The following is a 13,000-nucleotide window of genomic DNA, read 5'->3' on the forward strand; positions in this document are numbered from 1 at the left end:
ATGAACTGCCTGACGATTGTCCTCAAAGCTGATCGCGCTTAGTACTCCAGCCGGACTTCGGTGTATGTCCTGGTCAACGGCTTGAGCGTGGGGATTGTAGCTGGATGATGCTGGGTGCGGGGCGGATTCGCCCGGCCTGGCCCGCGAAGGAGTGACCACGCCGTGTGTAGTGGCAGCGGCGGGATCGGGCTTGGTGTCGTCGGCGCCATCTCGACCAGTTCATTGCATGGTTGCCCTGTCGAGCAGGACGTGGGTGGGTAGTTGCCAGTAGACGGCGGATCTCGGCCGGGGTGAGGTCCACGACACACCCGGCCTCGTGGACCTCACCCATGTCTTCGGCCGGGGCTGCAGAGCTGGCCGGTTTCCGGCCGGTTATGGACGCGGCGATGAGTTTTCCCGGCCAGGATGGTCTTACTACCGATATCGCGCCATCACAGGAGGAACGCGTGGCTCAGTTGCTGAGAGTCCAGAACTTCAACGTCTCGAGCGACGGGATCGGTGCCGGTGAGGACCAGACCCTGGAGCGGCCGTTCGGGCATGTCGATCCCGGGAAGCTGTTCTCCTGGGCCGGTGCCACGGCGAGCTGGCCCATGCGCACCGACCCCGGGGGGAGCCGGGGCCTGGACGACTACCTCACGCGGGACTACTCCCGGAACATCGGTGCCGAGATCATGGGCCGCAACAAGTTCGGGCCCCAGCGCGGGCCCTGGCACGACCACGAGTGGCAGGGCTGGTGGGGCGACGAGCCACCCTTCCGTACCCCGGTATTCGTCCTGACCCACCACAAGCGTCCTTCCTTCACGCTTTCCGACACCACGTTCCACTTCGTCGATGGCGACCCTGCCGCAGTCCTCGAACAGGCCCGGGAGGCGGCACAGGGCAAGGACGTGCGGCTCGGTGGCGGGGCAACCACCATCCGGGAGTTCCTCGACGCCGACCTCGTCGACACCCTGCACGTTGCGGTCTCGCCGACGAAGCTCGGGTCCGGAGTGAAACTCTGGGAGTCGCCCGACGAACTGCTCGACCGGTTCCACCTGGACGTCGTTCCCAGCCCGAGCGGGGTGACGCACCACCTGTTCTGGCGCAAGTGACGGACCGTCAGAGTCGTTGTACGCGGGCGCCCGCAGCGGTACGGGATTCCTGACTCGGCGCGGAACGCGGAAGGGGCCCGCGTTCCCGGGACACCTGGAATCCATGAGTCCGGGTCCTGGTCCGGGTCCTGGTCCGGAAAAGGGCTCAACGGTGATTTCGCGGTGGACATAGGCTCTGGGGCGCGCCCGGCCGACCGGGCGCACCCCAGGCACGCGCCCAGGGGTATCCGACGAAGGAGGTGTCCCGCGATGACGGGTAGTCACGAGGAAGACGTCCTGGCCCGAATCGCCGAAGGGCTCGTCTACACCGAGTCGGAGGCGGCCTTTCTGGCCCCCCGGCGTCGGGCGGACGAGGTCTTCGCGTACAACCGGACACCGCCGAGCGAGACGGAGGAGCGCCGATCGCTGCTCGTCGCGATCTTCGGATCGGTCGGTGAACGCACGGTGCTGCTGCCGCCGTTCCACGCCGCGTTCGGCAGCAACGTCCACATCGGCGACGACTTCTTCGGGAACGTGAACCTGACGTTCGTCGACGACGTGGACATCCGCATAGGCGACGATGTCATGATCGCCCCCAGCGTCACACTGACCACGACGGGACACCCGGTGCATCCCGCGCGACGCGCCGACTTCGGGCGATTCTCGGAACCCATCGTGATAGAGGACAAGGTCTGGATCGGCAGCAACGCGGTGGTCCTGCCCGGCGTCCGCATCGGATACGGGTCGGTCATCGGTGCCGGCAGCGTCGTCAGCCGAAGCATCCCCCCGATGACCGTCGCGGTCGGAACGCCTTGCCGGGTTGTCCGCACCATCACGGACGAGGACCTCACCACACGTTCCGCCGGACCCCAGGGCACCGGTTCGGCCCGGCGGGCGGCCGGGTGAGGAACGGGCGGCCTTGCGGGGTTCCGCTCCTCAAGCGGTTTCGGGCGGCCTCACGTCCCCATGGCTGATGTGAAAGGCGTGACGGGAGAGAAGGACGTGACGGACGGGCGGAGACATGTCTTCCTCGACCTGGCCGAGACCGGCTCCGGTTGGGTGTTCGTCGTGGTGGCCGCGCCGACAGGTGTTGCCTACCGGACCAGGGCGGAGGAACCGGCTGCATCCCGTACGAGCAGGAGGGTGATCCGCTTCCCCTGTACGGCACCCGTCTGGACGACGGCCTGAACAAGCTGTTCGTCGGCGACCTCGAGGGCGGCGGGTCGAGACGGTCCGACTGGCCGCAGGACCTGCTCGACCGGCTACGGCAGGAGGCCGCCGCTCTTCACGTCTACGGCTCGGCGAACCGGGACGACACGTGGCCCGCCCCTCTCGCCCTCGACGAGTCCCCCTCGCCGAGACCGACGAGGCGTGGGTGCCCGTCCTGACGCCGGACGGGCCGGGGTTCCTCGCCTGGCAGAACTCCGACTCACCGGCCGGGCGGCCACGGGACCGGCCGGGCGGCCACGGAACACCGGCCGCTCGATCACGTGCGAGGGCTGAGTCCTTCGACGGTGAGGTCGAAGAGACGGTCGGCCTGGACCGCCGGTGTGGCGTGGTGCTCGGTGGCCAGGGCGATGCCGACGGCGAGGGTGATCAGGTCGTGGAAGGTGACGCCCGGCTTGACCGCCTTGTCGCGGTGGGCGTGCCGGAGCAGCGGGGCGGCGGCGTCCTCGAGCGCTGTGCCGCACGAGTGCTGCGTGGGGGCGTCGGTGGGGGGTTCGTAGGTGAGGACGTCGGCGAGACCACGGGCGGAGACGGAGTACGCCACGAGGTCGTGGAGCCAGTCCAGCAGGGCGGCTCGGCTGTCGTCGGTCCTGCTCAGCTCCTGCGCACGCTCGCAGAGGGCCTGGACGCGCTCCTGGAAGACCGCTTCGAGCAGGGCCTGACGCGTGGGGAAATGCCGGCGCACGGTGGCGGAGCCGACCCCCGCGGTACGGGCGACCTGTTCGAGGGAGGCGGCTGCGCCGTGCAAGGCGACCTCTGCCTCGGCCACGGCGAGGATGCGGCTGTAGTTGCGGCGGGCGTCCGAGCGCTGACCGGTCACGTTCTCTCCGTCTTGTAAGTGGTGGGCCCCGCCATATCGTCTTGCTAAGTGGCGGGTCCCGCCATATCGTAGCCAAGGTAAACGGCGGGCCCCGCCGTTTTGTGTTCCTGATGTGCGAGGAGATACGGCCATGGCCTCACGATCCATCCCTGTACTGGTCACCGGCGCCACCGGACGCCAGGGCGGGGCTGCCGCCCGAGCACTGCTGGCCACCGGCACGCCGGTACGCGCGCTGGTGCGCGACCCGCACTCCCGGCGTGCGAAAGCCGTCGAGGCGCTGGGTGTCGAACTGGTCGTCGGAGATCTTTCCGACCGGGCCTCACTGGATCCGGCCTGCGCGGGCGTCCGTGCCGTGTTCTCGGTGCAGATGCCGCCGATGTCCGATGCCGGTATCGACTTCGACGGGGAACTGGCGCAGGCGTCCAACCTGATCGAGGCGGCGAGGGCTGCGGGTGTGCCCCAGTTCGTGCAGTCCTCGACCAGCGGGGTGGGCCGGCACACGCAGGCTCCGGGCTGGGAAGAAGGCCGCTGGGCCGCCATGGCGGGCTATTTCGACACCAAGCAGGCGATCCTGGAGAAGGTGCGCGGGGCAGGCTTCGCGCGTTGGACCGTGGTCAAGCCCGCGTTCTTCATGGAGAACCTGCCCCAACTGGCGCCCAACGGGCCGGAAGGCGGCCTGCTGACGGTCTTGCGGCCGGACACGACACTGGCGTTGGTGGCCTGCGAGGACATCGGCGCGGCTGCCGCCCATGCCATCCAGGAGCCCGACCGCTTCCACGAGGTGGAACTGGAGCTGGCCGGTGAACTGCTCACGATGAACGAGATCGCGCGGACGCTGTCCACCGCGTGGGGTGTTCCGGTGTCGGCACCGTCGATGAGCCTTGAGGAAGCACTCGCGGCGGGCATGCCGACGTGGGGCGCCGGACATGTGTGGAGCAACGCCGTTGTCCAGCCGGCCCGCCCCGAATTCGCCCTGGCGCTCGGGATTCCGGTGACCACGTTCGCCACTTGGGCGCGCGAACACCTGCCGGCGGCCTAGACGGCTTCGGACCACCTTCCCGATCTCGCCCGTAGGAGGTGGTGGGGGCGGTTCCCGCAGCAGTTCAGGGCGGTCGACCCGCCGGGCCCGGGCCTGATCACGGCCCGGTGCTGCGGGAACACCCGCCCGGACCGGGGTGACTCACACCCCTGGTCCGCTCTCGGCGCGACGGTTCACCGGAGTGCCGGGTTGGTGCGCAGCTTGCGCCGTTCCCAGCGATTGGGGTGGCGGATGACAACTCCCGCCATGCCTCCGGTCCCGGTGAGCCGGATCAGCGGATTTCCGGGAAGCCGGTCGGGAGTCGTCTTGTCCGTCAGGCCACCGATACCGGGATCCATACCGTTGGTGTCCGCGGCCCAGGTGTCGGGGATGACGATCGTGACACCGGCCATCTCCCCGTACGCCTCCACGGCGACCTCGGGCAGGCGGCACTCGGTCCGGGTGAAGTCGATCTTCACGCCCGCCATGCCTCCGTGGGCCACCACGTGACCGGGAACCTCCCAGCGCCCCGGTCCTCGGGACGCGCCGTGCATGCCGCCCTTGAGCACGAGAGGGGGCTGGTCACCAGGGGAATGCGGCTTGGGCAAGTCGGCGGTGAGGACGGCCAGCTCGGCATAGGTCTTGGACAACAGAGCCTGTTCCAGGCGCGAATCCAGCTCCTCCAGGTCCAGCCGCCCCTCGGCCGCCGCATCACGCAGCTGCTCCACCACCGCTTCCCGGTCGTCATGGGAGGCGCGGAGCTCGCCTGGGGGGACAGGGTGCGGAGAGGGCTCCGGGAGCTGGGCAGTCATGTCACAAGGATAGTCAACCGGCCTGCCGGGACAAGGAACTGTCACGGTCGGGGCAGTGTGGACACCTCGCCTTCGTGCGGACTCGGCGGCCGGAAGGGTCCGTTTCGTGCGGAGTCAGCCGCCGGGACGGTCCGTGCGGGAGAGCACCCCGACGATGGTGTTCGAGAAGGGTTCCCGCCTGGTTCGGGGGATCGGCACCTCCTTCAGGCGGCCGTCGTAGAGCATCCACATCCCGAAGCAGTCGTTGTCCTCGTCGCGCACCAGAACCTGTACCGACCACGGGTCGGGCCACGGCAGAGATTCCAGATGTGCCATCAGCCCCGTCCAGTTGTGGCGGATGAACTGGATGACCCAGGTGTAGCACTCCTCCGTCGGCATTCCGGATCCGTCGAACGCGCCGTCGTCCACGCGCGTGAAGCACTGGTGCCACTCGCGGTTCCCGTCGGGTCGGGTGAGAGGCTCCATCACCTCTTCCGCGCCCCGCGCCAACACGATGACCTCGGTGTATCTGCTCATGGCGGCCAGTGTCGCACCGCCGTCGACCGGCATGACGGTGAGGGTCCGACGGGCCGCTGGCCCTGTGCCCGCAGCCGAACTCGGCGCGGATCATCAGGACTTCCCGGCCGCGCCCGTGTACCTCACACCTCGTCCGTCACCGGGGTGCCGCGTAGCCGAAGAAGGTACGTCGCGGTCAGCGCGACGGCCGGATCCCCGTCGTGCGACAGCTCGACGAGTGCACGTGAGGCGGTCGCCCCCGGGATGCCCGCGAGTGCCTGGGTCAGCCGTCCGCGTGCGGGCGCTTCGGCGGTGTCGTGGACCAGGCGGGCGACGAGCCCGGTCGCGATCCGGTCCGCCGTCGGGCCGTTGCCCGCCAGCACGCTCAGCGCGTCGGCGGCGTCGGTGTCGTTCCTGCCCGCCACGACCATGTCGATGAGCGTCGGCACCGCCTCGACCACTCCCTGTGACCCGAGAGCCAGAGCCGCGTACCCACGGACCACGACATCGGGGTTCGTGAGAGCGTCCCGCAGGTGCGCGGATGCCTCCTGACCGGGCATCTCCGCGAGGCACCGCACAGCACGTTCCCGCACCGCGGCCACGGGTGAGCCCAGGCCTTCCGCCAGCAGTGCCGAGCCGCCGTCGCCCGCTCGCGCCAGCGCCCATCGAAGGGCCCCGGCGACGTTGGGCACCGTCTCGCTCAGTGCCGCCTCGACCAGGGCCTCCACCGGTACCGGAACCTCGTCGACCGAGGAGAGGGCCGCGCGCTGGCGCGCGGCGGCACTCTTCGACCCCAGAGCCTGGAGGAGCGCGACGACCTGCAGGACGTCCCCCCATCCGGCAGGATCCGCAGCGTCGATCCGGCGCAGCCGTGTGAGCAGTTCCGTCTCCGCCGCGATGCGTTCGCGCGTCTGACGGACGAGGTCACCGACGAGAGCCGAAGGCGTGAAACCGGGATCCCCGAGCGCGCGCCCGATCTCGCGCAGCGACAGCCCCAGTGACCGCAGGCTCTCGATATGGAAGATCCGCCGGATGTCCTCCCCGGAGTACTCCCTGTAGCCGGAGCCCGTACGGCCCGAAGGACGCACCAGGCCGAGCGACTCGTAGTGCCTGAGCATGCGGGCACTGACCCCGGACCGTCGCGCCACCTCACCGATCAGCACGCCCTATTGTCCCATCTGGCCGGACCCGCCGAGGGCCACGATGCGCCTGGCCTCATCGATCGCGAACTCGAATCCGGTGTCCGGGTCGCGCAGCAGCCGCTCCGTGGCGAGCGCGTGCGCGCGCACGCGCGGGTCGGGGGCCGTGGTAGCAGCACGCAGAGCCGGCACGATGACGTCCCCCAGCGCGACCAGTACCCGGCTGAGACCTGTCTGCGTCGCCCGCTCGCCCCGCCCGAGCTGCGTCGCCAGCACCGCGGCCAGCCCGGACTCCTCGCCTTCCGGTACGAGCACGACCGCGGCCCGCCAGGCGCTCCGTGCCACCTCGTCGTCGGCGTCGGACAGCAGCGCCCGTGTGATCGCGGGCCACGCCTGCCTGTCACCGATCTTGGACAGTGTGTGCAGCGCCTGACTCCGGGCCTGCGCACGCTCCGAACGGACCTCGCGGAGCAGTCGGGGGAGTGTCAGGGACACCGGGTGGCGGGTGAGTGCCCAGGTCAGCATGTCGCGGACGAAGAACTCGGGCTCATGCGCGCAGCGCTCGACGAGCTTGTCGACGTAGCGCGGGTCAGGCGTCGTACCGACTGCCAGAGCAGCCCGCAGCCGCACGGACGAACGGCCGTCCCCCAACGCCTGGAACACCCGTCCCGTATCCACGTCCTGTGTTGTGATCGTCATCGAGACCACCTCCTCGACAAGCAGTGAAGGCCCTGCCACCGTGTCAAGGTCAAACAGGATCCGCTCAGCGATCACTCCGCCGCCCCCGCCCCCGCCCCCGGCGCGGCCGGGTCAGGGAGCAGGGGTGGGGCCACGGGACGGAATCGCTCCACCCCGACGATGTGCCGCACCTTGACCGGGCGCGTGATCACCGCGACCCGCTGCTCCTCCGGCATGGTCCACTCGAACCGCTCGGCGCCCAGGTACTTCCGGGCCAGTCGGTCCACCCGGTCGTGCGCCTCCCCGTCCTCGCTGAAGCGGGCCACCTCCCCACTGATCTGCACGCGGTCGAAGGGGTCGGCGGCGTCCGCGTGCGAGAGTCGGACGCGCGGATCGCGGCGCAGGTTCTCCTGCTTCACCCGGCCCACCGAGGTGTTGAACGACAGCTCCGAACTCGCCCTCCAGGTCCACCCGCATCGGGCTGGCCTGCGGGGCTCCGTCGGCGAACACGGCTCCTGCGTACCAGATGTGAGGGGCCGGCAGTCGGCGCGGACGGCTTCGTCGAAGGTCGCGGCCATCGTCGGAGGCTACCGACCGCGATGTTGGTGGCCGGCCGGACGGACGCCTTCCGGCACCTTGAACCGTACCGGGACGTCCGGGGTGCCGGGATCGACCGGACGGCTACCGGCTGCTCGGCCGGCCGCGTGGCGCCCGGGACGCGCCGGTCGGCGAGGTCCCGGGCTGCCGGTTCAGTCCTGTTCCGTGACCTGCCGGGCGAGTCGGCACACGAACGCCGTCCGCTGTGGCGGCACTTCACGGGAGCTCCCTCCCACGTCGTCCACACCCGAGGAGGACGTTGCCTTCGCGGCCCCCCGCAGCCGCGTTCAGACGGGCAGGCGCGGCACGCTGTCGATCAGCCGGCGGGTGTACGCGTGTGCCGGATCGCCCAGCACCTGGGCGGTGAGCCCCTGCTCGACGACGAGGCCGCGCTCCAGCACGGCGGTGCGCTCGCACAACGAGGCCACGACCGAGAGGCCGTGGGAGACCATCACCAGGTCAGCCCCCGTTCCTGCTTCAGCTCTGCCAGCAGATCGACGACCCTCACCCGGGTGGTGACGTCCAGTGCGCTGACCGGCTCGTCGGCCAGCAGCACGCATGGATCGCAGACCGTGGCGCGGGCGATGGCGATGCGCTGACGCCGGCCGCCGGAGAACTCGTGGGGGCAGCGGTCGACGGCGTCCGCCTGGAGACCCACGCGCTCCAGCGCCTCGGCCGCCTTCGGCCCCGCCGTGGCACGGGTGTCGAGGCCGAGGGAGCGCAACGGCTCCGCGACGATCGCCCCGACCCGTCGGCTCGGATCGAGCGAGGAGTACGGGTCCTGGAAGTAGTGAGACGGTCTTCTCGGATTCTGGGCGGGTGGTGAACGGAGGGGTGCTCGGAACCACCTCGGAGGCGAGCCGGGACCTGCCTCGCGAGGTGACGGTCCGGGCCTGGAGGTTCGTATCGGCGTCCCGCACGATGCCGTGCGGGACGCGGTCATGCCGTGGGGGACAGGGTCACGCCGTGGGGCTCAGAGCCCGGTGACCTTCGCGTTCGCCGACATCTCGTAGACCAGGGTGACCGTACGACGGCCACCGGGCGGGAGACTCACGTCCCAGCGGGCGATGCCCTCGGCGTCGACCACGTCCGGCACCGGGGAGCAGGATTCCTCGCGCAGGCGTATCTCCACCGCCGAGACTTCGGAGACCGGCAGCCGCTCCCGGAGCGTGACCACGCGGTTGCCCTGCTCCGCGGGGGCGCTGAAGCGGGACAGGTGCAGTCGGACCGTGCGGGTGATGACGGTCCGTTGGGTGATTCCGGTGGTGTCCCGCGACTCCTCGGCATGCCGGACCACCCGGTGGTCGTCGCAGCTGCCGAAGGCGAGATCGACCGGGGCGCCGGGAGCGGCGAAGTCCAGCGTGCCGCGACCGCTGAACCCGCTGCCTCGGACCAGGTCCACGGGTCCGGCGAGGAGGGCGTGGCCCGCCGTGTTGTCGAACCGCACCACCCGGGTGACCAGCGGGGACAGCTCGGGCGCGCAGGCGTACTCACTGCGCGCGGCCGTGGTGAAGGCGGACAGCGGCACACGGTGCGCGGAACCGTCACTCGGCACCGAGACCGGCGCCGGGGCCCGCAACACCCGTGCCTCGCCACCGTCGTCCACCCCCGGCAGCCCGAGCACCGGGGCCGGTCCGAGCGTCCCGATCTCCTCCTCGCGCAGCTCGACGTCGACCGTGCGGCGCTCCGCGACGGAGCGGTCCGTGAGCGTGAGCCGGTCCTCGCCCAGGCGCGGCGGGTCGGTCGCGAGCGCCGAGCGGGCCGTCGACAGCGTCAGCCGTACGTCCGACCAGTCCTCGCCGGTGCGCTGCCAGACCATCGCGTCGGTCTCCAGAGTCAGGGAGTCCCCGTCGAGCACGGCCCGGTAGGCGGGCCTCCACAGCGAACACGGGATGAGATGGCTCAGCCGCAGCCCGACCGGTCCGGCCACCGCCGACTCCACCGTCAGCTCGATATGGCCGACGAGCTCGGCAGGCTCCTCCTCGGACGCGTACACGGCCCGCTCGGCCTCCCCGAGTTCGTCCGTGAGGGCAGCCAACCGGGCTTCCGCGGTGCGCAGTTGCTCGCCGCACGTGTCGCGTTCCTCGTCCACCCGGTCCAACTCGCGGGCCCAGCGCGGTCCGTCGGCCTCCCCGTGTCCCGCGCCCTCACCGATCTCCCGCAGCAGATCGGCGGCGAGGCGGCCGAGGAGGTCCCGGCGGGCCTGCAGCCGGTCACGGAGCTGGGCGAGGGTGAACTGTTCCCCTTCGAGCGCGTGTATGTGCCGGCGCAGGGCGGAGTACTCATCAGGGCTCGGCAGCGGCCCGCGCGGCGTCCACCTGCGGACCAGCCGCACGTCGAGTACGGACGCCGGGTGATCGGCCGTCAGTTCGGCATGGAGGGTGCGGTCGACGGCCAGCGCACTCACCGGGCCGAGACGCAGCCGCTGGACTCCTGCCTCCAGGTCGAGCACGACGGCACGCTCGACGTGGGCGCGATCCTCCAGGCAGGTCACGGCGGTGACGGGGAGGGCGATCGGCTTCGGGGCCGTGGTCATGGTGTGTGTCAGCTCCTGCGGTTGCCACCGACGAGGGCCTTGCCGGCCGGGATGCGGATCTCGTAGCCGCCGTCGAGCACGGCGGTGCCGCCGGCGGGCAGGTCCACCCGCCAGACGCGGGTGCCCGGGGCATGGTGATCGGGCCCCTGGCCGTCCTCGGGGGCCGTCCAGTCGGCCCGTTCCTCGATCCGGACATCCGGTTCGGAGGTGACGGGCACCCGCTCGCGGACTTCGAGGGTGACGGGCCTCGCCAGGCGGTTGGCCAGCTCCACGTGGACGCGGTGGTCGAGCACGGTGGTCGTGTTGCGCAGACCCGAGGTGGACTCGTGCACGTTCGTACGGCGGGTGACCTGGATGCCCTCGGCCGGTCCGAGCCCGACCCGGCAGATGCGGCCGGGGGCCAGCGTGGGCAGCGCGGCGGTCAGGAGGAAGTCGTCGTCGACGGTGACCTCCACCGGACCGGCGAGCAGAGCCTGGTCGGTGGCGTTGGAGAGCACCGACGTGGCGTACACGGTCTGCTCCACGGACGGCATGCAGAGGTACTCGATGTGCAGACCGAGGGGAATCTCACCGATGGTGACGGTGTGCCAGGTGCCGTCCGACGGGATGTCGGCGCGGGCCGCGGCATCGAAGCGGTGGTCGAAGGAGCCCGCCGACTCGCGGGGCCGCACGGCGTGCCCCGGCAACGGGAGCGCGGCCACCCTTTCTGCGCGGCGGCGGTACTCGGTCGCCACCAGGTCGACGGGAGAGCCGGGGAACAGCCTGCCCCTGCGACCGCCGTGCTCGTCGGGGCCGGACAGCACGAGGGCCGCGTAGTCCAGTTCCGCCCCGCTCGGCTGCGGCGGACCGGTCGCCGGTGCGGGCGATGGCGGTGGAACAGGCGCGGCTCCTCCGGGAGCTGCGGCGAAGGCGGAGGCAGGGGGCGGGGAAGGCCGGTCACCGTCACCGGAAGACGGCTTGGCACTCCTACGCGCGCGGACCGGTTGTGCGGGTGCGGGTATCCCGCTGCCGCCGCTGGCGAGCATCGGTCCGCCGACCGACATCGGCGGCGGGGGTGCCCCGCCGTAGGCCTGCGGGTTCGGCGGCGGGGGTGCCCCGCCGTAGGCCTGCGGGTTCGGCGGAGGAGGTGCCCCGCCGTAGGCCTGCGGGGCGGGTGGTGGCACGTGCCCGCCCGAGACAGCGCCGTGCGCGGTGGTCACGGGAGGGGGAGGTCCCGCCGCGTCGTATCCGGTGAACAGACCGGCGAGACCGGGCGGGGGCTCGCGCCAGCCGGAGGGCGCGGCGGCGGGCTGGCGGCGTCCGATCCGGACCGAGCGCAGCTTCGGCAGGTCGGTGCCGCGCCGCAGGTCGGCCGTGGCCAGGGCGACGGACACACCGGTCCAGTCCTCGCCGGTGCGCTGGGCGACCGACGCACGCAGCACCAGACGGCCGCTGCTGTCCCCCTGTCGGTAGGCGAGACGGTAGGCCGGCACCCAGACGGCACCCGGCACTCCGTACTCCAGCTCGACCTGGACCTCCGCCTCGCCGGTGCCGGAGGCGTCGAGGAACAGGAAGGCCGAGACCGTGGTCTCCACGTGCGCAGACGGTGTGTCGGTGGAGGCGCGGGCGAGTCTGTCCTCGGCGATGGCCAGCTCGTGTCCGACATGCCGCAGCGCTTCCTCCACGTCGACGAGACGGGTGTGCAGTCCCGTCAGCCGCTCGTCCACGAAGCCGGCCAACTCCAGCCAGGCATCGACCGGGGTGCGACGGTGCGGATCATCCCGCTTGCGGGCCGGCGGGACCGGGTGCAGAGTCCTGATCTCCCCGATCAGGCTCAGCAGATGGTCCCGGCGTCGCCGCGTCGCCGCCTGCTCGTCGCGCAGTTGCTCGACGCTGCGCCGCAACGAGTCGGGTGCCTCGGCGCCGAACGGCTCGGCCTCGACCTCCACCCGGGCCTCGGCGACACGCACGCCGGGGGCACCCAGCACGCGGGCCCGCAGTGATCCCGGGTCCAGGGTGCGGGGCAACCCCGTCACCCGCACCCTTCCGTCCGGCGGGACGCTGCCCCGGGCCAGGCGGCGGCACACCGCGCCCTGCTCGTACACCACCACGGAATCGAGGGTCGTCCCCCACCTGTGCGCCGCCTCGGCTGTCATGCGTCCCGCCCCCATTCGTACTGAGCGAAGCGTACGCCTGTGCCGCCCGTATGTTGGAGGCAACCGTGCGGTGAAGCGTCCGGCCGGGGGTCAGCGTGCGGCCGGGCCCTCGTCCGCCGCTTCCTGGAAGCTGACGATGGCCTCGCCGTGGGACCTCGCCCACTGTGTGAGGACGGCGATGGGTTCGACGAGTGTCAGGCCGAGGTCGGTCAGGCTGTACTCGACCCGCGGGGGCGCTTCCGCGAACGCCCGGCGGTCGACCAGGCCGTAGCCCTGGAGCCGGCGCAGTGTCTGGGTCAGCACCTTGCGCGACACGCCGCCGACGAGGTCGACGAGTTCGCCGTGTCTGCACGGTTTGCGGCTGAGCGCGAATATCACGACGACGGCCCACTTGTCGGTGATGATCTCGATCGCCAGCCGAGCGGGGCAGTCGGCGAGGAAGACGTCTCCCGCCGAGTTGCTCATGAGCCCGA

Annotated in this window: 16 protein-coding genes; 5 read left to right on the forward strand and 11 right to left on the reverse strand. The window is 71.2% G+C overall.

The genetic code is table 11. The annotated features are described in order from the left end of the window. Positions 1–446: 446 nt before the first annotated feature. From OG524_RS34645 to OG524_RS34660, 4 genes are all read left to right on the forward strand, one after another. A complete protein-coding gene (locus tag OG524_RS34645) occupies positions 447–1,091 on the forward strand; it encodes a dihydrofolate reductase family protein (RefSeq protein ID WP_405386271.1) in 645 nt (214 codons plus the stop codon). Positions 1,092–1,340: 249 nt separating this feature from the next. Continuing rightward, positions 1,341–1,976, forward strand: a complete 636-nt coding sequence (locus tag OG524_RS34650; protein WP_405386269.1) for a sugar O-acetyltransferase — start codon at positions 1,341–1,343, stop codon at positions 1,974–1,976. Positions 1,977–2,054: 78 nt separating this feature from the next. After that, on the forward strand, positions 2,055–2,258 hold the full coding sequence (locus tag OG524_RS34655) for a hypothetical protein (RefSeq protein ID WP_405812554.1): 204 nt from the start codon (positions 2,055–2,057) through the stop codon (positions 2,256–2,258). Beyond that, entirely contained in the window at positions 2,228–2,458 is a 231-nt protein-coding gene (locus OG524_RS34660) for a hypothetical protein (RefSeq protein ID WP_405812535.1), read from the forward strand. Before OG524_RS34655 ends, OG524_RS34660 begins: the two co-directional genes overlap by 31 nt. Before the next feature lie 98 nt (positions 2,459–2,556). Here the strand turns inward: OG524_RS34660 and OG524_RS34665 are convergent, their stop codons facing one another. Further along, the gene (locus OG524_RS34665) at positions 2,557–3,117 is read right to left on the reverse strand and encodes a TetR/AcrR family transcriptional regulator (protein WP_405386265.1); all 561 of its coding nucleotides are present in this window, start codon (positions 3,115–3,117) and stop codon (positions 2,557–2,559) included. A 130-nt stretch (positions 3,118–3,247) separates the two neighbouring features. On the opposite strand from OG524_RS34665, the gene OG524_RS34670 reads away from it, so the two are divergent. After that, entirely contained in the window at positions 3,248–4,156 is a 909-nt protein-coding gene (locus OG524_RS34670) for an NmrA family NAD(P)-binding protein (RefSeq protein WP_405812334.1), read from the forward strand. Positions 4,157–4,329: 173 nt separating this feature from the next. Here OG524_RS34670 and OG524_RS34675 read toward each other — a convergent pair whose 3' ends face one another. From OG524_RS34675 to OG524_RS34720, 10 genes are all read right to left on the reverse strand, one after another. Continuing rightward, positions 4,330–4,947, reverse strand: coding sequence for a DUF1707 domain-containing protein (locus OG524_RS34675; RefSeq protein ID WP_405386261.1), 618 nt, complete (start codon positions 4,945–4,947; stop codon positions 4,330–4,332). 114 nt (positions 4,948–5,061) lie between these two features. Then, positions 5,062–5,463 (reverse strand): hypothetical protein, encoded by a 402-nt coding sequence (locus OG524_RS34680; protein ID WP_405386259.1) that lies wholly within the window; start codon positions 5,461–5,463, stop codon positions 5,062–5,064. A 122-nt stretch (positions 5,464–5,585) separates the two neighbouring features. Then, on the reverse strand, positions 5,586–6,605 hold the full coding sequence (locus OG524_RS34685) for a MerR family transcriptional regulator (RefSeq protein ID WP_405386257.1): 1,020 nt from the start codon (positions 6,603–6,605) through the stop codon (positions 5,586–5,588). Between the two features lie 3 nt (positions 6,606–6,608). Continuing rightward, positions 6,609–7,280, reverse strand: a complete 672-nt coding sequence (locus OG524_RS34690; protein ID WP_405386255.1) for a HEAT repeat domain-containing protein — start codon at positions 7,278–7,280, stop codon at positions 6,609–6,611. Between the two features lie 71 nt (positions 7,281–7,351). Further along, positions 7,352–7,837 carry a PPOX class F420-dependent oxidoreductase gene (locus OG524_RS34695; RefSeq protein ID WP_405812335.1) on the reverse strand — a complete coding sequence of 162 codons (486 nt, stop codon included), beginning with the start codon at positions 7,835–7,837 and terminating at the stop codon, positions 7,352–7,354. Between the two features lie 306 nt (positions 7,838–8,143). Further along, entirely contained in the window at positions 8,144–8,311 is a 168-nt protein-coding gene (locus tag OG524_RS34700) for a hypothetical protein (RefSeq protein ID WP_405386252.1), read from the reverse strand. Next, a complete protein-coding gene (locus OG524_RS34705; RefSeq protein WP_405812336.1) occupies positions 8,308–8,799 on the reverse strand; it encodes an ATP-binding cassette domain-containing protein in 492 nt (163 codons plus the stop codon). The genes OG524_RS34700 and OG524_RS34705 overlap by 4 nt, the downstream gene beginning before the upstream one ends. Before the next feature lie 30 nt (positions 8,800–8,829). Next, a complete protein-coding gene (locus OG524_RS34710) occupies positions 8,830–10,392 on the reverse strand; it encodes a mucoidy inhibitor MuiA family protein (RefSeq protein WP_405386249.1) in 1,563 nt (520 codons plus the stop codon). Between the two features lie 8 nt (positions 10,393–10,400). Then, positions 10,401–12,527, reverse strand: a complete 2,127-nt coding sequence (locus OG524_RS34715) for a DUF4139 domain-containing protein (RefSeq protein WP_405812337.1) — start codon at positions 12,525–12,527, stop codon at positions 10,401–10,403. Positions 12,528–12,617: 90 nt separating this feature from the next. Further along, a complete protein-coding gene (locus tag OG524_RS34720; RefSeq protein ID WP_405386246.1) occupies positions 12,618–12,992 on the reverse strand; it encodes a winged helix-turn-helix transcriptional regulator in 375 nt (124 codons plus the stop codon). Positions 12,993–13,000: the final 8 nt, after the last annotated feature.

The organism is Streptomyces sp. NBC_01520 (genome assembly GCF_045040375.1).
GTDB lineage: Bacteria > Actinomycetota > Actinomycetes > Streptomycetales > Streptomycetaceae > Streptomyces.